Here is a 22682-nt window from a genome sequence, read left to right as displayed (position 1 = left end):
CTTCTGCACCTTCAAATCCAGCACTGGCGTTCCATCCAGCACATCCACTCCTACTCCCCTATTCCTTCTAAGCCCCCCTTTTTCCTGCCATAGAACAGTAAAAGCCCCCACCGAATCGGCGAGGGCCATTTCTTCATGTTGTAATAGTTCGTGAGATCATCGAAGGTGTGATGCATGACATCTGCATCCTTCAGCACTTCATCAAATGGCTCATCTGTCAGCAGTTTATCATCATGATGGTATATAGCCGAGCAAATGCAATCAATTTCCTTTGGATCGGCCAAGGCATTTCTCAGCAGGATTTCTCTTGCCATGTCTGCGCCTCTATGTGCATGGTCATCATAAGTTCCATTGACATAATTCGCTTCAGAGTTACCCTATTCCTTTTTGTAAGTACTCGCATCATATTCTTTCAAAACGAGCTAAGGACCAAGCCTACAGCAAAATGATATACTCCCCCTATGAGAGACAGTGAAAAATAAAACTGTCATCATAGGGGGAGCATATCAGGTCTTTTTTCTACGGAAAACCAATATGTAGCCATCCAAACAACCTATCAGAAGGGCAGAAGCTCCATAACTCGAATCGTGTCGATAATATTGTGTTTATTTCCAGCTTCATTATCCATAAAATACCGCGTATGCTTAATAAACATATCAAATCCCAGCAAACAGATGAAATCTCCTGACAGCTCCATTTTGTAGGATAAATATCCGCCTTTATAATATTCCCGTCACATACTGTACCAAAAGAGACATGCAGGCCACTGCCGCCCAGCAGCAGAAGCCCAGGGCGATAGGGGCCAGGCCGTGGCGCACGAGTTCCATCAGCCGGGTATTGAGGCCGATGGCGCACATGGCCAGCACGATGGCGAACTTGCCCAGGCTGCCCAGGGCATGGGCAAGCTCTGAAGGCAGTACCCCTGTGGTATTCACGATGGAAGCCACCACGAACCAGAGGATGAACCAGGGGAAAATCTTCCCCAATTTGAAGCCCTGTCCCTGGCCTGCCTTTTCCCTGGCCATGAGCAAGGCAAAGATGAGGCATACGGGCACGATCATCAGGGCGCGGGTCAGCTTCACGATGGTGGCAAAGCCGCCTGCTTCCTCGCTGTAGGAATAGCCTGCCGCCACTACGGAGGACGTATCATTCACCGCCGTACCGGCCCACATGCCGAAGCCGAAGTCCGACATATTCATCAGATGCCCCAGAAAGGGGAAGATGAACACCGCCAGCACATTGAACAGGAAGATGGTGGAAATGGAAAAGGCGATGTCCTTGTCCTTGGCCCCGATAACCGGCGCCACTGCCGCAATGGCCGAGCCGCCGCAGATAGCCGTACCTGCGCCGATGAGGGTGGTAGTGCTGCGCTCCAGATTCAGCAGTTTTCCCACGGAAAGGGCCACGGCAAAGGCGGTGAGCAAGGTGAATATCATCCTGACAGGGACTGGGAGCCCACCTCCAGCACATGGAACAGATTCATTTCAAAGCCCAGCAGGATGATGGCGTACTGGAGGATTTTCTTCCCCGTGAAGGCAATGCCCGCCTCCACCGCCTGGGGACGGCGCAGCCCAGCAAAAATCATGCCCAGCAAAATACCAAACACCGGCCCGCCCACAATGGGAAACTCCTGCCCCAACAGCCAGGCCGGCACCGCAAAAACCAGGGCAAAGAAAATGCCCCGGAGATGTTCTTTCTTCATAAAGGTTCCCCCTTGCAATATCTATTGACAAGGGCTATCTTAGCATTTCACGTTTAATCCTGCAAGTTTTGGGAAGAGGAATCGAGGACGGCAGCCTCATAAGGCTCACCGTCCCCCATATACAATTCAAACGAAACTTTCGCCTGGTCTACCACACCAACAAACACCTCACTCCCACCCTGAAGATGTTTATGGAAATCTGCCATGAACATGCAGAAAAGTTCCCTTTATGAATCATGATAGCAAGGCGTTATATTTCCATCAGGCCGCCTGCCGCAGCATGTTCTGGAGTTGCTTCAACGCCTCCAGTTCACTGGCATCTTCATCATAAATCTGAATCAGTCATGGTCTGACTTCAATCCCGCTCCGCACATGGAGATCAAGGCCTCTTGGGGTTGACCGTATTTCTCGCAATAGTGCTCATATCCTGCATAGACGGCAGCGGTAGTATGTTCACAGTAAATGCCCCGGCGAGCAATCTTTTCTCTGGCGGCGAGAATCCTGTCCTCGGGAATAGTAATTCCCCGAACCTTATGCCTGTAGATATACTCAAGTATTTCCGCACTACGTAGGGGCAGACCAATGGCTATGCCCTCCGCCATGGTAGGTGCAACAGGCGCTGCTGTAATATCCTTGTCTCCGTTTTCCATGGCCTTCACAAAAGGCTGACAGAACTCGCTCTGCACGATTATCACTTGCGGCATACGTTCTATAACACCGCTTGCCAACAACTCTTCCAGACCTTTCATAACACCGATGAAAAGGGTGCCATTGCCCAGAGGAACAAAAATATGCTCAGGCATGCGTCCCAACTGCTCATAAGTCTCATAGATATAAGTCTTGGTGCCTTCGTAGAAAAAGGGATTGTACACATGGTTGGCATAGTACACTCCTTCACGTTCCACCTTTTCCCAACAAACCTCGGCACAGTGGTCACGGCTGCCCGGTACTATGTTAGCTTTAGCCCCATGGGCCTCAATCATGCGGATTTTTTTATCCGAGGTGCCCTCTGGCACAAAAATCTCGCACTCAATTCCCACCCTGTTGCAATATGCAGCCACGCTGTTGCCCGCATTGCCACTGCTGTCCTGCACCACTGACTTTATGCCCAAAGACTTGATATAGGAAACAAGCACCGCTGCTCCCCTGTCCTTAAAAGAAAGCGTAGGCATAAAATAATCCATCTTGAACAGTGTATGCTTATCATAGGGGATGATAGGGGTCATGCCCTCGCCCAAAGTGACCTGCCGCCAGGTTTCATCTGCCAGGGGCATGAATTTCCTATAGCGAAACAAGCTCCAGGTATTTTTATCTATCAGAGCAGGATCATACTTCGGCACCTGACACTCAATTTTCCACAGGCCTCCGCAATCACACTTCATTTTTTTGGTGTTTACTTCCTCAGCATGTCCGCATTTTGCACAAACAAATTTCATTATCCTCGTCTCCCTTCTGGCACATATAATTCGACTTTACGAATTTCTTTTCCTTTTCAGTCTGCTATCAAGCCGCGTTCCTCTGCTACTGCCTCTATTTCCACCAAAGCTCCGTAATGCATTTTTCCTGTCGGCACCACCACTCTGGCTGGCTTATGATTGCCAAAGAATTCAGCATAGACCTTGTCAACTTTATCCCAGCACTTTATATCCGATACATATATATGTACTGAAACCACCCTGTCACGAGCAAGCCCTGCTCCCATCAGTACCTTGTCAAGGTTCTGCAGAGACTGACGAGCCTGCAATGCTGCATCTCCCTCCACCAGTTTACCCGTGACAGCATCTATAGGGAGCTGACCGGAAATGAAAAGGAGACCTCTGGCGTACACGCCGGGAGAATAATGACCATTGGCCTTGATATCTGCGGGATGTACCATTTTCATGAAAATCGTCCCTCCTTATATATATTTATATTTTATATAAAAAAATATATGAAATGAGTAAAATTTTAGGACACCTCTGGTGTCCTTGGGGAATAGTCCCCCCTTATCAGCGCTTGCCACGCACTTCATCAAGATAGCTGTAAACTGTCACCCGGTTCACTCCCAGTCGCTCTGCCACTTGGTCAATGCTTCCCTTAAGCTGGAAGATCCCCCGGCTTTCCATAAAGCGGATTTTTTCTATGCGTTCCTCCCTGGAAAGAGATGTCACATCCGAACCGGACAGGATATTGTCAATCAGGGATAGTACCATTTCCTCCACCCGACGTCCTCTACCCTCAGTCTGGATGACAGGCTGAAGCTGGGGCAGGAAATTCTTCAGGTATTCTGCCTGTTGTTGCATGCGAGTCATATCAAGATTGATACACAAGGCCCCCACCAAATTTCCCTCTCCATCACGTATCAGCGACGAGGAAGTGCGAATCAGCTTACCTTTTTTGTGAAAGAAATCGTTAGCCACAAAATCGCTATCAGCCCCTTTTTCCATGGCATTCTTCACGAAATGCTCAAAGCCCTGACCGACTTCCCTGCCTGTCACTGTACCATTTGCCACGTAGACTACACTATGCTCTGGGTCAGAAAGGTCATGAAGCACCACCTCACATTCCTCACCAAAAGTAGCCGCCAGCATATCTGCCACGGGTATGTAGGCCTTCAATATAGGGTTCATCTCCGCACCTCCTTTGCGTTGATTGTATTGTATAATATTTTATATGATATATCAATACATATATTTTTTTATAAGGACATTGTTCAAATTTTGCCGAAGGCAAAATCTCCAATTGGCCTTTTCCCACAGGGACTAGCTTCGCGTCGCACGAGGCGGGAGATATTAGCTCACCGCCTGTTATGACATTAGCCCCCCCACCTATAGAGGTGGGGGACATCTTCTTCCGAGTTATATATATTCCCAAAAGACAAAGACATTCATAAAATCTCAGTTTTGGCAGTTATTATCTTTATTTTGACATATGACAGAAAAAGGCTATAATAATATTATGACATATGTCGAAAAGGAGGCTTTTATGAGCAGGCCCACAAAAGTAAAGCGCATCCATGCTCTGCCCGCTGTTTCGCGCTTCGTCCCCGAAGGAGCAGACGCCAATCCGCCTGTTGCCATCACCCTGGAGGAATATGAGTGCCTCCGGCTGATGGATTACGAGGGTATGACCCAGGAAGAATGTGCCCGGGTCATGGGGGTGGCCCGCACCACGGTGCAGGCCCTCTACGTCACAGCCCGCAAGCGCATTGCCGGCTGCCTGGTGGAGGCCAGGCCCCTGCTTATCCAGGGGGGGAGCTTTGAGCTGTGCCGTGGCTGCTCCCAGGCCCCTCCCCTCAGTCGTTCATTACAGAAAGGAAGCGGAAGCATGAAACTTGCAGTCACCTATGATAACGGACAGATTTTCCAGCACTTCGGCCACACCGGCCAGTTCAAGGTTTATACCATCGAAGACGGCGCCATCAAGGAATCCCACGTGCTTGACAGCAATGGCGCAGGCCACGGCGCCCTGGCCACCCTCCTGCAGGAGGAGGATATCGACACCCTGATCTGCGGCGGCATCGGCGCCGGTGCCCAGAATGCACTGGCCAGTGCGGGCATAACCCTTTACGGCGGCGTACAGGGCGATGCTGATGCAGCCGTAAATGACTTCCTGGCGGGCAAGCTGGCCTATGACCCGGCTGTGCGCTGCGACCACCACGACCACGGCGAGGGCCACACCTGTGGCAGTCACGGTTGCGGCGGTCACGGGCATGGCCATATGCACATGCATGGCCACGGCTGCGGCCATGGTCATGGCGGACACCACTAAGCAACAACTTTGAAGGACCAGGCAATCAAATACACGGTAACTAGCAGAGGGGCTGTTGCACGTTTTGATTACGTGCAACAGCCCCTTGCTATGCTGCTTATCTGCTTTCTATCCCCACTATCTCATACTCCCCATCCTTCATTGCCGCAAAAATCTCTTCATCAGTCACTTCCCTGGTCATGGTTAGGCGGGCCTCATGGCGGTGAAGGTTCACCTCAGCGGCAGCACCATTGATGGCATTGAGCATTTCTTCCACGCGGATTTTGCAATTTCCGCACATCATGCCATTGACCTTGATGATTTTCTCGCCAATAACCTTGCCCTGCAGTTCCTTTTTGGGGGGAGCTGCTATTTCGCCGCCACCGCAGCAGCCGCCTTCTCCCCGCCAATGCTTGATGACACCTTTCAACGCAAAGCCAAGGGCAATGGCCAGCACCAGTCCCACTATAAATGTTGCAGTATTCATGTCCAACCTCCATTGATTATTATTATCACATAGACTCAATATAATCTCCTTGAGAAGCCTTGTCAATAGCGTCCGGCCATTTTGCTTTGATTTCGGTAAACCATATATTTCAAAAGAGTTGACAATAGAAAATGAGAGGAGTATTGTGTATAACGTAATCTTTTGTAAAGGAAGTAATCAATATGCAGAAACATACCCAGACCCAAGGGAGGACGTCACTATGATATGGTATCCCTATGAACAGATGAAGACCATGAAAGCCCCTTATGAGATTGTCGATGCAGAAGGACCGTATCTTTATACCAAAGATGCGAAGCTGCTGGATTCCATCTCCTCCTGGTGGAGCGTGATCTACGGCTACCGTCAGCCTCAGATTACGGCAGCTATCTGCAAACAGGCAGAAAAGTTCTCCCATGTGATGCTGGGGGGACTTACGCATAAGCCCGTGGAGGAATTGTCGGAGAAGCTTGCCTCCTGGCTGCCTGGGGATCTGGATTACTGTTTCTTCTCAGATTCCGGCAGCGTGGCCGTGGAAGTGGCTCTGAAGATGGCTCTGCAATATTATGTGAACCGCGGTGAGACCGGGCGCAAGACCATACTTGCCCTGGAGCATGCTTACCACGGCGATACTTTCAAGACCATGGCCGCAGGTGATGATGAAGACTATCATTTCATCTTGCAGGTCTATGGCGAGAATCCCTATGTCAGGCATATTCCCACGGAGATCCCTGCCCTGGAGGACGTCTTCGCGCGCTGCCATGAGGAGCTGAACTGCTTTATAGTGGAGCCCCTGCTGCAGGGAGCCGGCGGCATGCGCATGTATGACATAGCCTTCCTGCAGCGGGCCCGGGAGCTTTGCGATGAATACGGCGTGCTGCTCATCTTCGATGAGGTGGCCACAGGCTTCGGCCGCACCGGCCACCGCTTTGTGGCTGATGTGGTCCTGCCGGATATCCTGGTGCTGGGCAAGGGTCTTACCGGCGGCCATATCGGCCATGCGGTGACCGTGGCAAACAAGAAAGTCTTTGACGCCTTTTACGATGAGGCGCCGGAAAAAGCCCTTATGCACGGGCCGACCTTTATGGGCAATGCCCTGGCCTGTGCGGCGGCCAAAGCCTCCATTGAACTTTTTGACCAGCTGAATGTCCCTGCCAGGGTTGCCCATATAGAGGAGGTTGCCCGGCGGGAATTGGGCGGCTTCACTGACCCCCGCATCCGGGAAGTGCGCATCATGGGGGGCTGCGCCTGCATCGAGGTCTATGACGCCAAGCTCCTGGCAGGCTACCAGCAATTCGCTTATGAACGAGGCGTCTTTGCCCGCCCCTTCCTGACGTATCTCTATGCCATGGTACCATACATACTCACAGATGAAGAGTTGATTCACATCTTCTCTGTCATGAAGGAATGGTTCAGGAGAGGCTGACAGGGCTTTTCAGGGGATCATTCCACCACGACAGTCAACCTAATAATACACCATAGTTAACAAGGAGACAAGAAATGAAGCATCTTACTGTTCGTGAAATCGTCTTATGCGGCCTGTTCATCGCCCTTATCACCGTTGGCACCTTTATCCGCATCCCGGTGGGTACGGATGTCTATACCCTGCAATTCATGTTCACACTGCTGGCAGGGCTGGTGCTGGGGGCCCGTCTGGGAGCAATTGCCGTAGGCTCTTATGTCCTGCTGGGGCTGGTGGGGGTGCCGGTCTTTGCCTCAGGCGGAGGCCCGGCCTATCTCCTGCAGCCAACTTTTGGCTACCTGCTGGCCTTTATCCTGCAGGCCTGGTTCTGTGGCTTCTATAGCCGCCGCTCCCATGATATTTCCTTCCGCAGCCTGCTGGCAGCGAATTTAGGCGGCATGGCCATCGTCTATCTGATTGGCATCAGCTGGTTCTATCTGGCCTCCAATTTTTTGGCAGACGCCCCCATCCCCCTTTGGACAGCCATCCTTTACTGCGGCATCCTGCAGGCGGTGCCGGATTTCCTCCTATGCCTGGCTGCGGCGGCCGTCGGCCTGCGCTGCTGGCAAAGCGGTGTCTGGGTAGAAGAAGCCAGGGCTGAGGCCGAGCACAAGGAGGTATGCGCATGAGCCGGAATCTTTTCGTCACGGCCACGGGGACGGAGATTGGCAAGACCTATGTGGCGGGGCTTATTGCCAAGACTCTTCAGGAAGCCGGCCTGAAGGCTGCCTATTACAAGGCGGCCATGAGCGGCAGCCAGCGCCGCCCGGACGGCACTCTGATTCCTGGCGATGCCCTGTTTGTCAAGGAGTTTGCCCATCTTTCCCAGAGCCTTGAAAGCATGTGTCCCTACGTCTACGAACACGCCGTATCCCCCCACCTGGCCTCCCGCCTGGAAGGTAATCCCGTCTCCATGGAGGTGGTGGAAAAGACCTTTCAAAAGGTCAGCCGCGAATACGATTACGTGGTGGTGGAAGGCAGCGGCGGCATTACCTGCCCCCTTGGCTATGATGAGGAACACATACAGCTGGAAGATGTTGTCCGCCGTCTTGGCCTGCCCAGCGTGATGGTGGCTGACGCAGGCCTTGGCACCATCAATGGGGTAGTGCTGACTTGCGAATACATGAAGCAGCGAAATCTGCCCCTGAAAGGCATCATCTTCAACAATTTCCATGCAGGTGATGTGATGGAGGAGGACAACCGGCGAATGTGCGAGGAAATGACCGGCCTGCCAGTGCTTGCCTGCGTCGCCCGGGGAGACAGGGCGCTTCCCGGCCTTGAGGCAGAAAAACTTGCAGCGCTTTTCGACTGACTGAATCTATACGAGGTGCATATCCATGAAAATAACTAACCTTTCCGCTTTGGCCAAAGAAATAATCGAGGGCGCAAGACTGAAGCCTGAGGACGACCTTTCCCTGCTGCCTGAGGCTCCCCTGGAGGAGCTTCAGGCAGCAGCCAGTGAAGTGCAGGGTGCTTTCTGCGGCAATCATGTGGATCTGTGCACCATCCTGAACGGACGCAGCGGCAGGTGCAGCGAGGACTGCAAATACTGCGCCCAGGCCGCCTGCCACCATACGGGCATTGAGGAATATGCTTTTTTGCCAACGGAGAAAATCTTAGAAAATGCCCGGGCCAACCAAAGGGCCGGGGTGAACCGCTTTGCCATCGTCACCTCCGGCAGAGCCTTGCAGGGCAAAGAGTTCGATCTGGCCATTGCGGCTTATGAAAAAATGAGGGACACCCTTTCTATTGATCTCTGCGCCTCCCATGGCATCATCGGCAGGGAGCAGTTCCGCCGTCTGAGGAAAGCCGGCGTCACCAGCTACCATCATAATATCGAAACCTCCCGCCGCTTCTTCCCCCATATCTGCACTACCCACACCTACGAAGACCGCATCAGGACTATCAGGATTGCCCAGGAGGAAGGGCTTTGCGTCTGCTCCGGCGGCATCATCGGCATGGGGGAAAACTGGCAGGACAGGCTGGATATGGCCTTTGAACTGCAGGCTCTGGGCATCGAGTCCATTCCCATCAACGCCCTGATGCCCATCCCGGGCACGCCCCTGGCAGAGCGGCAGCCCCTTGCCGGCGATGAAATCCTGCGTACCATTGCCATCTTCCGCCTTATCAATCCCACTGCCAATATCCGCCTGGCCGCAGGCAGGAAACTCCTGCCTGAAAATGGCGCCACGGCTTTCCTGCACGGAGCCTCAGCCTCCATCACAGGCAATATGCTGACCACCTCTGGCACCACCATCAAAGAGGACAGGGAAATGCTGAGGCGCCTGGGGCTGACCAATGATGTGCAAATGGACCAGGTATAATAGATTTTCAACTAAAAAGCAGCTCATAGTCCAGGTGTTATCCCGGCCTATGGGCTGCTTTTTCACACACGCCAATATTTCCATCAGGCTGCCTGCCGCAGCAGGTCCTGGAGCTGCTTCCACGCCTCCAGGTCACCGGCGGCTTCATCCTCGTCATAAAGCTGCACCAGCATGGGGAGGCTCACGCCTGTGTAGACAGTGGCGCGTTCGCTTATGCCCAGGCGCTCAAGCTGCAGCCTGGTCTCGTTGTAGGCCGTAGAGCCGAAGCTATCGGCCAGCACCAGATAGACCTCGCTTGGATTCTGCTCCTCGCAGGCTTTGAGGTATTCCTTCAGCAATTCAGAGGTCTGCAAATGAGTGGGGTGCTGGAAGCAGAAGGCCTCGCAGGTGGGTCTGCCCACATACTCCCCCAGCGCTTCTTTCAGAACAGCAGCAAGAGAACCGTTTGATACGATAATGGTCTTCATAGAAATCGTCCTTTCAAAGTTTCAAAGTTGTTTCATTATCAAAGTTTCCTGCATCCGGATGCTGTCTTTACCTGTATTCTAACAGGGAGGAAAAGCCGTCACAAGGGAAAAAGAACAGATTTTGTTATTTCGGCTCAGAAAAACGGTTGTTTTGTTATCTTTTACAGGTAAAATATGTAAATATAACAAGAAAACATAACAAAATCTGTTCTTTTATGGTATGATGGAAAAAACAAACTTGAAAGGATTGGCAGCCATGAAGGCATCAGCAAGGCGCGAGGAGATACTGAAGTACCTGCAAGCCCACCAGACAGGCTATACGGCAGAGCTGTGCCGGGAGCTGAATGTTTCCGCCATGACCATCCGGCGGGATTTCGAGGTCATGGCAGGACAAGGGCTGGTCACCCTCATTCGGGGCGGGGCAGCCCTGAACCACGGCACCTCTGTGGTCTACAGCCTGAAACTCAGGCAGACCCATCTGCCCTTGGAAAAGCAGCGCATCGCCCAGCGCTGTGCGGACATGGTCTGCGAGGGCAATTCCGTCTTTATCGACTGCGGCTCCACCGCCGAGCGCATAGGAGAGGCCCTGAGGGGCAAGAAGAACATCACCGTGCTGACCAATTCCCTGGACACAGCCCAGGTGCTCAGCACCGCCAAAGGCATCAAGCTCATCATGGTGCCCGGTGAATTCAATGAAGCCATCCGGGGCTTCACGGGCCTTTTGACCACGGATTTCATCCAAAGGTTCCGCATCGACTACATATTCCTGGGGGCCAACGGCATTGACGCCTCCCACGGCATGACCGTGCCGGACTATGCAGATGCCGAAACCAAGCGGATGCTCATCCGCCAGTCCCGCCATGTGATAGTGGCTGCCGACCACGCCAAACTGGGCAGCAGCTATTTCGAGATAGTAGCCAGGCTCCCGGAAATCGAAGCCATCGTAACCGACAGCGACGCCGATGAAACCATCGTGCAGGAACTGCGGGCAGGTGGGACAGAAGTGATCTTGGTATGATGATGATGCGAAAAAGGAGCATGCAAGGGAGCATATAATGAAAAACACAAACGAAGCATGGCATGAATTATCTCCCCAGGAAATGCCGAAGCTGCAGCGGGCGCTCTTGCCGGAAGCCGGCTTTGTCCAGGAGGGTGATGAGCTCATCTTCCGTGAAGACCTGCTGGATGGGGCCTTTGAGCTGCTGGTGAAGGTTGGGCTTGAGGGAAAGATCTTTACTCTGCTGATGGACAAGGAAGCGGAGGCTCCCTATGTGCTCCATCTGGTGGAAAATGCAGCGGGAGCCTTTGTGGGCCAGGTGCGGGCAGCTTACGAAGGGGTGCTGGCCCGGCTGGGGGAAAAATGCGGTGAGCATGGGGCTTTCCACGGGCGCTATGTGGAGGAAGTGCTGCGCTATGCCCGAGAGAAGTACGGTGATGAGATCGAATATCCCTGGGAAGATACTGATGCAGCAGTGGTGCGCTGCCAAGCCACCAGGAAATGGTATATGCTCCTGATGAAGATCCTGCCTGTCAAGATCGGCCTTGGGGGGAAAAATCCCATCCGTGTCATGAACCTCCACGGCACCGCAGAGCAGGTGGCGGCATTAGTCGATAACGAAAGGTACTTCCCCGGCTGGCACATGAACCGCAAGTACTGGTACACAGTCTGCCTGGACGGCTCTATTCCCTTGGAAGAACTGCGGCAGCGGATTGACGAGAGCTACGCCCTGGCGCAGACCAAAAGCAGGAAGAAATAGCCAAATAAAAAGGCGCTGTGATGAAATGCGAAAGCATTTTATACACAGTGCCTTTTAATTGCGTAATTTTGTATTTCTGCTCCCCAACCTTCCTATGTTTTTAACGAAAGATCACATCACATTCGAACATCCTAAGCCATGGGTTCTTGACGGTAAAATCTGCAGGAATATTGGGCATATGCTTCCTGGCGAAATCCTGCATAAGCTCTGTGTTGCGCTTTTCCGCAAAAGCGAGCTTGTCATCCAGTTTGTAGTAATACTTATAGCTGCCAAAGTTCCGCACCAGTTCCGTGCCTACATGTGAGCGCACATTGGCCTGATAAGCCCAGTCGTCCAGATAACGCACCGCAAGCAGGTGATCCTTGGCAGCGTCGGTCATTTTCCCCGCCAGCATCCCCGTACCCAAGGCAAAGCCAGTGGAGTTGGTGGCAGTATTCCAGCCGGAATACGTCTTGAGCTTGAACAGCAGGTTCTTTTGTTCCAAAATATTCAGCAAGGCATTGTCTGCGCCGTTGGCATACTTTATGTCTGCCACCCCCACAGGATGGCCGGCCTTGACAGCCTCTTCCACCATTTTGGCAAAGGCTTTTGTACCCTTATCCGCTTTCAAATCCGGCACAAAATCCGCCTCTGTAGGCAAGCCGTTATGGGTTTCAATGGTTATGCCTTTTTCCTCTGTATTGACAAGCAGCAGCAGGTCGGCCCGCTTGGGGGTTCTCACCTGCATCCCCCCGGCAATCTTCAGCGCGGCTTCTACAGATTTGGAAATCTTCTCATCGGAAAAATCCGGAACGGTGTCCCCGCCCTTGCCCGGAGCATAGCGAACACAGACAAAGGGGATATTACACGTCATATCATTGATAGCCCGGTTCAAAAGCAAAATGTTGAATTCATCAATCCCCGGCATGGATTGGAATTTGCTCTTGGGTAGGTTATTCTGCTCTGCATAAGTCAGAATCTCCCGATTTTCCCGATGGGTCTGGCACAAGGGAGCATTGTCATCTCTGCCCAAAATCAGATAATCGATGGTGCCCGCTGCCGTCATATCCATCAGCTCTTTGGTGGCAGCCAGATTTTTGGCCCGTCTGCCAAACCAATCCTTTTGGCACTCCTGGGGGATAGCTTTTTCGTATGCCTGCAAATCCCGCTCCTCTGCCGCAGAAAGCCTGCCTATTTCCCCCTTGTCCAGCAGACGGGTGTACTGGAAGATAGCAGCGCCGTACTGCTCATAATAGGCAGGCTCCTCGATATTGCCTGCCCATCCCTGAAATGGCGTACGCATAAGAGAATCAAAGACGTAGATATGCAGTTGGGGATTATCCTGCCGCAGCCGTTTGAAATTCTCCAGGCGTTCGGCAATCTTTGCCTGACTGACCTCATGCTTTCGCGAAGGTATCAGCCCCCCATAAAGCATGGAATCAGACGCTATAATAGCCGACTTTGCTTGGGATGCATTTTCCCGCAGCCATTGCCATAGTTCCTGCGGATGCCCCATGTTGGTGGCATTGCTCAAAAGCTCCTTGGGCGGCAACACCAGCTCATAGCCGGCTGCCTCCACCACTTCTACTGTCTGATGATAGGAAATCGGCCTATCATCATGAGGAATAAACAGTATCCTGCCTCCCGCCTGAGCAGAGCACCAGGGCAATAAAAGCACAGTCAATAAGAACATAAATATTATTTTCAACAATTCAACGCACCCCGTTTCATATCCTCCTTAGCGGGCATGACGGTGTCCCCGTCGTAAAGCGACAGGATGGGAATCCCTGTTACAGGATCCATACCGCTGTCCACTGATTCCCTTAGCATTCTCACCTTATGCCTCCGATGGCTATAAGGCCATCAATGCACCGGCCATTGTCTGTCTTATGCCACCAAAGATCATCCACTGTCACCCTGCGGGTATAGTATTTCAGCGCTCCCTCATCCCCCTCACCGGGAAACCATCTGCTGCTGGCTGCGTGGATGATATGCGGTTCGCCCCTGTCATCCTTACCCAAATACAACATGACATGGCCTTCGGAAAAGAGCAAATCGCCGGGGTGGCAGCTACCAATAACAGCCAGCTTGCCTTCACGGCTCAAATCTTCGATACCTTTGCGCATAGGCATGGCCCTTCTCTGCTCCACGGCATCGCCGGGAATATCAAGGCCGAAGCTGCGATAAACATCAGCGGTGAACAAGGAGCAGTCCACCCCTTCTTCCAGCCCGCACCAGCCATACAGCTCTCCCAAAAAGCGGAAGGACTGGCGCAGCACATTGTTTTCTGAATACGGCAGCCACCCCTTATGGACAGTCTCATCAGCAGGTATGCTGACCAGCTTTTCCGCGAATTTTCCCTCAACAGACACGGGCATGACCACCAGCCAGGTCCCATTTCTCCGGACTTCCGGCTTCTTCAAGGGCAGACGGGCACCCATCTGGAACAGCAGGGAGGAGCCATTTCCCATATTTATGCGCTTTTTGCCATCTGTAAAGACGAGAAAATCCTTTGGCGCTGCATATTCCAGCCACTTGGCATGGTCCACAAGCACAATCTCTTTTTTGTCCACCCAGCCCACATAATTCCTGAGCTGCACAAAGAAGTATTTTTTGTCCCGGCTCTCCGCCAGTACAGCCAGGGGCTCTGCCGGATAAAGAGTCAGCGCCTGGACCAGGTCATAATGGGTGTCGCGCGGGCCTTCATACCAGCCCTCACTTTCTGGCAGATAGCGCAGGTTCGCTCTGCAGGTAGTCAGGGCAAACTTCACGGCCTGTCTGGCCGGCAGGGACTCCGGCACACAGTTTTCCTCCACTTGCCGGTAGCGCTCCTTGGTCAGAGGCCTGCCGTTCTCATATATGTTCTCCGGCTCAAACCACAGGTAATTATCCCGTGACACCTTGATTTTTTCCCTGATATATTCTGCCGTCACTTCTGCAGGAAAACTTTCCATATCCACCAGCAGGGAGTTTTGGCGGCGCATTTCTTCCTGCAACTGTTTCAGTTCTGCCCCCGGCAGCTCTTTTTCACCTGCAGGATTCCGCTTTGTCCAATATGCAGCTGAACCGTATTTGCCCTGCATGTTCTGGGTTTCTCTGCCACCGGACAGATATTCTTCCAGGGTCAGCCCTTGCAAAAAAATCTTCCTGGCGGCCTCCCGGCCCACATAACGGCAGTGCCACGACTCATAATCGTAGCCAGTGATAGCCGATTTCCCCGGCGGATAGCGCAGGATAAAGCCGTGCTCGGCAAGACGCCTGTGCATTTTTTGATAGGGCGTCTCCCAGGTTCCATACACATCATTGGTAGGGCTGCCCTCTTTGACTATGGTAACATCCAGTGCCAATCCCGTATGATGCTCAGAGTAACCCGGGACAGCGGCATATTTCTTCACATAGTCCTCTCCCTCTGTCGCCCGCAGTTCCTCGATGAGTTCTCGCTGACGGGCTACACTGCGGTAGGCAGACTCCAGCTCTATCTGAATCCCCCTCTTCAGCAAGTCCTCCCGCAAGGACAGAAAATGCTTATATGTTTCTCTTTCAACCTGAAATTCCTTGCCAAAACAATTCTTGACCGTCACCAGGTCAACCTTTTCCTCATAATCATCGGGCAGTTTATTGGTCTTGTTCACCAGCAGCAGATTATCAGCCTCTGCGCCCTGGCCTGCGCCAGCATGCACCGCCTCAGCCGCCTCAACGTGACTATATCCTCCATCGTAAGCCAGCGGGCTGCACACTGCCCCCGCCAATAAAGTAGCAAGCAAGATTTTTTTCACACCAGTACCTCCTGCACAATTTCCAATCCTCAAAAATCAAAACGTATCAAGAAAGGCTGCGATCTTCTTGAAAATATTTTCTCATCCTTCCCTCAAGGGAAGCAAATGCCCGGCTCCATCCGGCAAAACTATTTCCTTCCGGCTGCTGCCAATGTGATCGACAATATATCTGGCACTTTCAACCTCTGCCATAGTATCGGCCTTTCCGTGAATAATCAAGATTTTCGGCGAAGCCCTGTCATATTCCAGAAAAGCACCTCCGAGTTCAAGATACAATCCATTTTCCCATAAATGTAAATGCGATTACGTAAAACGCCTGCGGCCCCAAGTACGCAGGCGTTTTACCTTACACAGCAGAATAACTCCGTTGTTATCTTACCGCCAGCAGGATAACCGGCTCCTCTGCAGAAAGAACATCCAGCTCGGCTTCGAGCACCGAGAGCATTTGTTCCCTCGCGGTCAGCCCCGACAAATCCAGCTGTTTCTCGCCGTAATAGGCAAACAGCATCGGCAGTTCTTCGCCCACGGTGCCATAAGTGGCGGTTTCTTCAAACAGCGTTTCCAAGTCCGTTTTCAATTTGACCTTATTGGTGACGATTACGCCTACGCCTTCCCGCTGCAAAGTAACTACGCCGCTTCTATCAATGACTCTTACCATGTGTTTCTCGCTAGTGAACAGTCCCAGGAATTTTTTGCAGACACGCCCGTCAAAAACATGCCATTTGCCAGCGGCGGCGACTTCCGTTACCTCCTTGTCCGGCAGCCTGAGGGAATTTAGCGCCACCTGCCGGATTTCTGCGTCAGATAGCGCCTTTGCCGCTACATCACCCATTTTGAGCTCAGTAGCACCTGTGGCAGTAGCCCTTAAAATGTTGGTTTTCTTGTCATATTCGATGGCGATTTCCACCGTGGCTTCTGCCGCCCCGGATTTCATGACCTGCTCCAAGGCTTCGTGACGGATAGCCTTCATATCACCCTCAGTGGGATTCGTAACCGTGCGCTCCACCACTTCGCGCACCATGGCCATAGCCACGCCTATAGTGGATATGATGGGGGCGTTTTTCACTATCTTCCACTGGACATTCATTTTTTTGCCCAGATAGGGCACTACGACACCGCCGCTGCCGCCGCCACCGGCCAGGCACAATAGTTCCGGCGAAAGATGGTATTCATCAATCAGCCGCTCTACTATCGCCCCGATTTTTTCAGCGGCCTTGTCCATGGCGGCTCTGGCAGCTTCCTCGGCGGTAATGCCCAAAACATCACCCAGAGCCTGCCAGGCTGCGCGGGCATTTTCCCTTTCGCTGCTGTAGGCATAATCCCCCTCAGGCACACTGCCCAAAAGGTTGGCGGCTCCGGCAAGGGTTAAGGAAACCTTGCGTCCATCTGCGCCGGTGACAATGGCGAAAGATCGCTCATCATCTTTTAGCGGTGCCACCAGTTCCAAACGCGGCGATTCCAGTTTTGGCGAGAAAATTTCATAGGGCAGGCCCGCAATATGCGCACTGCGCGGGCCTACATCCGTTATCTTTCCATCCTCCACGCGAATCATGCTGCCGCCGGCCACACCCAAAGTCCGCACATCCAGTGAGGAAAGATAGGTTTTATGGCCGCCGATTTCACCATAGCGCACCATGACACGGCCGTCTTTTACCACGGAAATATCCGTGGATGTACCTCCTGCCTCCAGAAAAATCCCGTCCGAGAGTTTTTCGTACATCAGGACACCTGCCACGCCGGCAGCCAGCCCCGAAAGCATGGTTAAAATCGGACGCCGCCGCACTTCATCAACGGTCATGACGCCGCCATCACAGCGCATAATCATCAGAGAGGCTGGAATTCCTGAGCGCTTGACGCAGGCCTCCGTCATATCCGCCGTTTCCATCATGCGCGGAATCAAGCTGCCATTTACCACAGCCGTCCTGGTCCGGACTTTCAGCCCGTAGAGCTTGGAAACCTCATGGCCCCCCGTAGCGTAAAGCCCCATATCCCGCGCCAGTTTCACCACTAAACTTTCGTTGGCAGGGTCATCCACGCTATAAGCCTCCGTGGCCACAATGACCTCTGCGCCGGCATCTTTCAGCTCTTTTATCTTGCCGGCAATTTCCTGTTCGTCAGCTTTAGCATCTGCCGTTTCCACGAAGGAGTAGACAGTTTTCAGTTCCTTGCCCAAAGCCAGCGGGATATTGCCGATATTGCTGACGGTCTTTGCCCGTCCGGCTTCCAGACCACTGCCCATGGCCAGAATCCCGGTGCAGGCCACATCGCCTTCCAACAGGGCATTGGTAGCCTGCGTGGTCCCGTGGGCGATAAAGACCACTTCTTCGGGGGCAATGCCGTTCTTTTGCAGGATATTTTGCAGGACTTTGACGATGCCCTCAGCTACGCCCTCTTTGGCATCATGGGTGGTGGGGATTTTTTCCTGGGCAATGATCTCGTAGGTGGCGCTGTCAATTGCCACAGCATCGGTGAAGGTGCCGCCTACGTCAATGCCGATTCGCACTTGTCTCATAGTCCCACCTCACTGCAAGATTGCTACAAAAATCATCATCATGACGCAGGCTGCCCAGGCGTAGGGCAGAACCTTTTTCATTACAGCGGTAGCATCCACACCGGCAAAACCGGCCAGCCAGGTATTATGGGAGTTGGTGGGGTCGGCAATCCCCTGCAGATAACCTACGCCCGCAAACATACCATACAAAGCGGAGGCCGGCAGGAAATTCAGATTCGTCAGGATAGTGGCAATCCCTGTCCCCATGCCATACATATTGAAGGGGCCACGGTAGAGAGCCGCCGGCGCCAGCAGCGTAAAGAAAATCAATACGCCATAGAAGGAAGATGGCATGATGGCAGTCATCAAGGGATTCAGGATTTCTACGGCGGCCTGCTGGGTGGTCGCTGTCACCAGCATGCCAATCCCCATGAAAAGGAACAAAACCCCGGCCACATCCTTGATGCCATCCACCAGGGAACCTGTGAACAGGTTAATCGCCTGTGAAGGATGAACCAGCAGTGCCGCATAGGCAGAAGCGATGAAAAAGCCCAGTACCGCTGCCGCCACCGGGTCAACCTTTCCCTCAGCGGGATTGCCCAGCCCCATGGTGAAGTTGATCAAAGCGATGACCGCCAGTGGCAGAATAGGCGTAACCAAAGCAGCGTTAGGGAGTGCCTGCTTTTTCTTGACCAGCGTTCCCGGCTTCTTATCAAGCAATTTCCCCAAAGTTTTCACCAGACTGACTGGCACCGAAAGAAGCCCCCCTATAAATCCGCGCAACAAGGCAAATGCCGAGCCGCCATCATTATTCCCCCGCGGGATATTGATGACGATATACGCCGTTGTCACCGTCAGGGAAATGAGCGCCCCAGGAATAAAGTATTTCAGCACCGCCTCGGCGCCAAATATGCCAATGCCTGCCGCCGCTCCGGCAAAGTTCAGGGCACTGCCGGTCGTCATGCCCAAAAGAATCAGGATTACGGCATCTATCGGCTCAACTCCTGCACTGGTCATAATGGGAATGGCAATGGAACCAATCATGATGATGGCCCCCAAACCGGTCATCCCTAAAAAAACAAAGGCCGTAGCCGCCGTCATCAAAGTCGCTAAAGCGATGGGCTTATCCCCGGAAAGCTCGGCGGCTTTTTTGATGATGGCATCAGAAATATTCGTCTTCTGGATCACCTTGGCAAACATGGAGCCAAAGACCACCAGCACGATAGGCGCACTCAGGCGAAAAGAACCTTTCACGACGATATTGCCTAACCAGTCAAAAAAAGGCACGCCGCAAATAAGGGCAATCCACGCCGCCATCAAGGGAAGCGCCAATAAGGTGGGCAACAGGCGCTTCACCATCAAGATGGCAAACAGCACAAAGCCCAATAAAAGCAAAATCCCCGCAAAACTCATATACATCCACTCCCCACTACATTAAACAAACCAGTTTACTAATTATTTCGACAGTTATTAGACAAATCCTCTTTCGTTGGCCGCGCATCCTGCATTGATTTTTCAGAAAAAAGCGTCTAATATAAAAGAAACAGGTTACAGCACAAGGCCGTTTGCATGAAAATCGTAAAAGGAGTTTGAATGGGATGAAGAAAAAAATCACCGCGATTGTACTGGCAATGTTCTGCCTGCTCATGAACACCTGTCTGGCTATGAGCAAGGAAAGCAAAGCCGATTTGGACAACGAGCTTGCCCAAATGGTTGGGGATACCGGAACCAAAGTTCCAGGGCTGGGGGTAATCGCCTTTAAGGATGGCAAAGAAGTTTACAGCAGCTTTCAAGGTTCAGCTATTATCGACAGCCAAAATCCACAAAAAAATCACCCCTTTACTCGGGAAAGCCGCTTTCGCGCAGCTTCCATTTCCAAGATGTTTACCGTGTTCACTATCATGCAGCTGGTCGAACAGGGAAAAATCAATCTGGACGAAGATGTGAGCAAATATTTGGGATTCACGCTCAGAAACCCCAATTACCCGGATACACCCATTACCGTGAGAATGCTTGCTTCTCACCAGTCCTCTTTGCGTGATGGCAAGATTTACAGCATTCCGCCACAAATGGGGCTGCAAGAATTCTTCCGCAAAGACGGCAAGTTCTACGAAGATGGCGCACACTTTGCACCTGCTGGCCAGGAACCGGGCAAATACTTTGCCTACAGCAATCTGAATTATGGCCTTTTAGGAACCATCATCGAAAAAGTCACAGGCGAACGCTTTGACCAGTATCAAAAGAACCATATCTTAAAACAGCTGGATATAAAAGCGGATTATCTGCCTGGTAATTTCAGCCAGAAGGAATTCAAAAAACTCGGCGCAGTTTATCAGAAAAAAGACACCGCCGGCGTCTGGAATGAAAAAGGACCATGGCGCGCTACGCAGGATGGTTATCCAGAGGGGCAACCGGCCAAAGACACCATTGCCCTGCATAATCCTTATGCCGAAAACTTCCAGGACACCTACAGCCTGAAGGGTTATGTTCCCGGCACCAATGCTACGTTATTTTCCCCGGCAGGCGGTCTGCGGATTTCCTGTGAGGAGCTTTCCCATGCGCTTTCCATGCTGCTTAACGATGGCACCTACAAGGGCAAGCAGGTTCTCTCACCGGCTTCGGTTAAGACCATGCTGGGCCGGGAATGGATTTATGACGACAAAACTAAGAACGGCAACAACTATGGCGGCACGATTCTCTCCTATGGTTTGGGCATTTACCAGATGGACGGCAATAGCACAGCCAGATTCTGCAAGGATACGGAGATCGACCTGGTGGGACACACCGGTGAAGCTTTCGGCCTGCTCTCCATGCTGGCCATCCGTCCGAACACCAAAGATGGCTATGTCTACATCATGAACGGCGAAGCCATCGAAGAGGATGAAGATGCACGCAGCGCCGGTAAATTCAGCAACAACTACATCTGGGAAGAAACCCTTGGCGATGCTATTTGCCGCAATGTGTTTGTCCGCTGATAAAACTTAATGCATACAAAAGGGAGGCTGCTAACAGCCTCCCCTTTTGTATGGCAAACTTGCAATATCCTTTCAATACATCTGTGCTTATCGAAAACCTCGATCTCAGCATCATCCTAGTCATCATAAAATTTAAGGCCTTCACCTTGCAAGCGACTTTTCAAAGCAGCCATGAAAATATGGCCCGGATCTACTTTTTCTGAGCGATAGTTAGGTACATTTTCAATATATAAGCCACTGCTTTTGGCTGCATCCTGCTGATAGTGGCCAAAGACATAGGAAATTGCAGCGTATTTTTTATGCAGATATTTGATCAGCTCAACATTTGCTTCAAGTTGCGCGTCCGTTAAATCTTCCTCGCCGTTAACTCCACCTACATTTTCTATGCCGATGGCACACCAGTTATAGCCTATAATATGCCTGTTAAGTGCTGTTTCAGGTGTGAGTCTGTATATTCGCCCCTCCCGTGACACAAGAAAGTGGGAGGCAACATTCAGAGTCCCATCAGCGCGCGCCTCATTGTAAAAATGCTTGTATGCCGATTCCCAGGTACCAGAGGCTGTCCAATGCACAACCACAGCTTGAGGGATGATATATATTTGATCCATGCTGTAGTGTGTTGCGGCATACTCACGCATAAGCTGCTCTCTATAGTCAGACCATAGTATTGGTTTATCAATTATCTGTAATTCACCAGCAAAAGTTTCTGTCATAAGGAAAAGTGAAAACAAAAGAAGAAGTACGGTCTTTCTTATCATAAACTTCGCTCTCCCCATACTCCCCGGCATCACTTGGCCTGCGTTGTGGCCGCATCCAGCTTCAGGCTGGCGCTGCCATCTGCCTGAGCTTCCATGACAGCGTGAATGCCTAGGGGCAAATACACATTATTCTTGCCATGTCCCGCGGGCAGAGAATGGCCTGCACCTCATCATCGCCAAAAAAGCGGTTCAAGTCAGTAGCACGCGTAGAGTCTGTCCCCGCAAAATACACCTGCTTCCCTTATCTCACCTTATATGTAAATTAGAAAACTCAAAGCCCTCTATTTGTCTGACTTGAGTCAGGGCACATTATTCAATGTGCCCCCACATTTTATGGCAAAATACTGCTGCGAATTAGTATCACCCATCTCAGTTTGATGGTTCACATGTACAATAGTACTTGAAAGAAGGTGAACATCATGCTGAGATTGCCTGATATTGGCTCTATTGGCTCCCACGCTGCCTACAAGCAGCTCCTCTCCCAACGCATTCACAACAGTCGCCTCAAGCGCTTCGACAATAAGAAGCGCAAACTGGCAGTCAAGCTCATGGCTCTTGACCTTTCACCGGTTGACGAGATCATGCGCCCCTTTTTACTCAGAGGAAGGTCGTCCTGCATGGCTGCCTTCCTCTATGCTGCGTTCCTACTTGCTTTCCATCTGGCTCAAGTCCACCTCTCTTGTTGACTGGGCTGAACGTCTGCGCTCTGATGAGGCTCTGGCCATACTGTCAGGCTTTTCACCAGACCATACACCTTCCTTCGGCGCTTTTTATGACT

At 52.0% G+C, this 22682-nt stretch carries 23 protein-coding genes and 1 pseudogene; 9 read left to right on the top strand and 15 right to left on the bottom strand.

The features are described 5' to 3' along the window. Positions 1 to 50: 50 nt before the first annotated feature. The 6 genes and pseudogenes from BLW59_RS11030 to BLW59_RS11010 all read right to left on the bottom strand — a co-directional run bounded on the left by BLW59_RS11030 (position 51) and on the right by BLW59_RS11010 (position 4311). Positions 51 to 314: a hypothetical protein gene (locus tag BLW59_RS11030; RefSeq protein WP_074697832.1), complete on the bottom strand. Its 264-nt coding sequence runs from the start codon at positions 312 to 314 to the stop codon at positions 51 to 53. Between the two features lie 405 nt (positions 315 to 719). Further along, positions 720 to 1702: pseudogene (locus tag BLW59_RS11025) on the bottom strand (YeiH family protein). A gap of 53 nt (positions 1703 to 1755) precedes the next feature. Next, a complete protein-coding gene (locus tag BLW59_RS17770; protein ID WP_175463414.1) occupies positions 1756 to 1914 on the bottom strand; it encodes a hypothetical protein in 159 nt (52 codons plus the stop codon). Between the two features lie 126 nt (positions 1915 to 2040). After that, positions 2041 to 3084: a threonine synthase gene (locus tag BLW59_RS11020; protein ID WP_318258518.1), complete on the bottom strand. Its 1044-nt coding sequence runs from the start codon at positions 3082 to 3084 to the stop codon at positions 2041 to 2043. Between the two features lie 110 nt (positions 3085 to 3194). Beyond that, positions 3195 to 3584, bottom strand: coding sequence for a RidA family protein (locus BLW59_RS11015; RefSeq protein WP_074697830.1), 390 nt, complete (start codon positions 3582 to 3584; stop codon positions 3195 to 3197). A 106-nt stretch (positions 3585 to 3690) separates the two neighbouring features. Beyond that, the gene (locus tag BLW59_RS11010) at positions 3691 to 4311 is read right to left on the bottom strand and encodes a helix-turn-helix transcriptional regulator (protein WP_074697829.1); all 621 of its coding nucleotides are present in this window, start codon (positions 4309 to 4311) and stop codon (positions 3691 to 3693) included. Positions 4312 to 4666: 355 nt separating this feature from the next. On the opposite strand from BLW59_RS11010, the gene BLW59_RS11005 reads away from it, so the two are divergent. Next, a complete protein-coding gene (locus BLW59_RS11005) occupies positions 4667 to 5452 on the top strand; it encodes a DUF134 domain-containing protein (protein WP_074697828.1) in 786 nt (261 codons plus the stop codon). Positions 5453 to 5549: 97 nt separating this feature from the next. On the opposite strand, the gene BLW59_RS11000 is transcribed toward BLW59_RS11005, so the two are convergent. Then, on the bottom strand, positions 5550 to 5918 hold the full coding sequence (locus BLW59_RS11000; RefSeq protein WP_074697827.1) for a heavy-metal-associated domain-containing protein: 369 nt from the start codon (positions 5916 to 5918) through the stop codon (positions 5550 to 5552). Positions 5919 to 6138: 220 nt separating this feature from the next. Here BLW59_RS11000 and bioA point away from each other — a divergent pair, with 220 nt between their 5' ends. The 4 genes from bioA (at position 6139) to bioB (ending at position 9701) form a co-directional block, all read left to right on the top strand. Continuing rightward, positions 6139 to 7341 carry an adenosylmethionine--8-amino-7-oxononanoate transaminase gene (bioA, locus tag BLW59_RS10995; RefSeq protein ID WP_074697826.1) on the top strand — a complete coding sequence of 401 codons (1203 nt, stop codon included), beginning with the start codon at positions 6139 to 6141 and terminating at the stop codon, positions 7339 to 7341. Between the two features lie 74 nt (positions 7342 to 7415). Then, positions 7416 to 8006 (top strand): biotin transporter BioY, encoded by a 591-nt coding sequence (locus tag BLW59_RS10990; protein ID WP_074697825.1) that lies wholly within the window; start codon positions 7416 to 7418, stop codon positions 8004 to 8006. Continuing rightward, positions 8003 to 8689 (top strand): dethiobiotin synthase, encoded by a 687-nt coding sequence (gene bioD, locus BLW59_RS10985; RefSeq protein ID WP_074697824.1) that lies wholly within the window; start codon positions 8003 to 8005, stop codon positions 8687 to 8689. The genes BLW59_RS10990 and bioD overlap by 4 nt, the downstream gene beginning before the upstream one ends. 25 nt (positions 8690 to 8714) lie before the next feature. Further along, a complete protein-coding gene (bioB, locus tag BLW59_RS10980) occupies positions 8715 to 9701 on the top strand; it encodes a biotin synthase BioB (protein WP_074697823.1) in 987 nt (328 codons plus the stop codon). Between the two features lie 83 nt (positions 9702 to 9784). Here bioB and BLW59_RS10975 read toward each other — a convergent pair whose 3' ends face one another. Beyond that, the gene (locus tag BLW59_RS10975; RefSeq protein WP_074697822.1) at positions 9785 to 10168 is read right to left on the bottom strand and encodes a PTS EIIA protein; all 384 of its coding nucleotides are present in this window, start codon (positions 10166 to 10168) and stop codon (positions 9785 to 9787) included. A 256-nt stretch (positions 10169 to 10424) separates the two neighbouring features. Here BLW59_RS10975 and BLW59_RS10970 point away from each other — a divergent pair, with 256 nt between their 5' ends. Next, positions 10425 to 11186, top strand: coding sequence for a DeoR/GlpR family DNA-binding transcription regulator (locus BLW59_RS10970; RefSeq protein WP_074697857.1), 762 nt, complete (start codon positions 10425 to 10427; stop codon positions 11184 to 11186). Between the two features lie 37 nt (positions 11187 to 11223). Next, on the top strand, positions 11224 to 11925 hold the full coding sequence (locus BLW59_RS10965; protein WP_074697821.1) for an MmcQ/YjbR family DNA-binding protein: 702 nt from the start codon (positions 11224 to 11226) through the stop codon (positions 11923 to 11925). Between the two features lie 100 nt (positions 11926 to 12025). On the opposite strand, the gene BLW59_RS10960 is transcribed toward BLW59_RS10965, so the two are convergent. From BLW59_RS10960 to BLW59_RS10940, 5 genes are all read right to left on the bottom strand, one after another. Continuing rightward, positions 12026 to 13612 (bottom strand): DUF4127 family protein, encoded by a 1587-nt coding sequence (locus BLW59_RS10960; RefSeq protein ID WP_318258515.1) that lies wholly within the window; start codon positions 13610 to 13612, stop codon positions 12026 to 12028. After that, positions 13609 to 13734 (bottom strand): DUF1343 domain-containing protein, encoded by a 126-nt coding sequence (locus BLW59_RS18150; protein ID WP_139283648.1) that lies wholly within the window; start codon positions 13732 to 13734, stop codon positions 13609 to 13611. The genes BLW59_RS10960 and BLW59_RS18150 overlap by 4 nt, the downstream gene beginning before the upstream one ends. 2 nt (positions 13735 to 13736) lie before the next feature. Next, positions 13737 to 15680, bottom strand: coding sequence for a D-alanyl-D-alanine carboxypeptidase family protein (locus tag BLW59_RS10955; protein WP_074697820.1), 1944 nt, complete (start codon positions 15678 to 15680; stop codon positions 13737 to 13739). A gap of 370 nt (positions 15681 to 16050) precedes the next feature. Then, complete coding sequence (locus tag BLW59_RS10945) at positions 16051 to 18192, bottom strand: hydantoinase/oxoprolinase family protein (protein WP_074697818.1); 2142 nt, start codon at positions 18190 to 18192, stop codon at positions 16051 to 16053. Positions 18193 to 18201: 9 nt separating this feature from the next. Further along, positions 18202 to 19584: a transporter gene (locus tag BLW59_RS10940; RefSeq protein ID WP_074697817.1), complete on the bottom strand. Its 1383-nt coding sequence runs from the start codon at positions 19582 to 19584 to the stop codon at positions 18202 to 18204. Positions 19585 to 19769: 185 nt separating this feature from the next. Here BLW59_RS10940 and BLW59_RS10935 point away from each other — a divergent pair, with 185 nt between their 5' ends. Further along, complete coding sequence (locus tag BLW59_RS10935; RefSeq protein ID WP_074697816.1) at positions 19770 to 21146, top strand: serine hydrolase domain-containing protein; 1377 nt, start codon at positions 19770 to 19772, stop codon at positions 21144 to 21146. A gap of 116 nt (positions 21147 to 21262) precedes the next feature. Here BLW59_RS10935 and BLW59_RS10930 read toward each other — a convergent pair whose 3' ends face one another. Both BLW59_RS10930 and BLW59_RS17765 read right to left on the bottom strand, forming a co-directional pair. Next, positions 21263 to 21904 carry an N-acetylmuramoyl-L-alanine amidase gene (locus tag BLW59_RS10930; protein WP_074697855.1) on the bottom strand — a complete coding sequence of 214 codons (642 nt, stop codon included), beginning with the start codon at positions 21902 to 21904 and terminating at the stop codon, positions 21263 to 21265. A 109-nt stretch (positions 21905 to 22013) separates the two neighbouring features. Continuing rightward, positions 22014 to 22136: an LD-carboxypeptidase gene (locus BLW59_RS17765; RefSeq protein WP_175463413.1), complete on the bottom strand. Its 123-nt coding sequence runs from the start codon at positions 22134 to 22136 to the stop codon at positions 22014 to 22016. Positions 22137 to 22323: 187 nt separating this feature from the next. Here BLW59_RS17765 and BLW59_RS17425 point away from each other — a divergent pair, with 187 nt between their 5' ends. Further along, a complete protein-coding gene (locus BLW59_RS17425; protein WP_139283647.1) occupies positions 22324 to 22590 on the top strand; it encodes a hypothetical protein in 267 nt (88 codons plus the stop codon). Positions 22591 to 22682: the final 92 nt, after the last annotated feature.

This window comes from Selenomonas sp. KH1T6 (assembly GCF_900108415.1).
Taxonomy (GTDB): domain Bacteria; phylum Bacillota; class Negativicutes; order Selenomonadales; family Selenomonadaceae; genus Selenomonas_B; species Selenomonas_B ruminantium_A.
The sequence above is the reverse complement of the archived record's forward strand: the minus strand, read 5'-3'. Positions and strand labels throughout refer to the sequence as shown.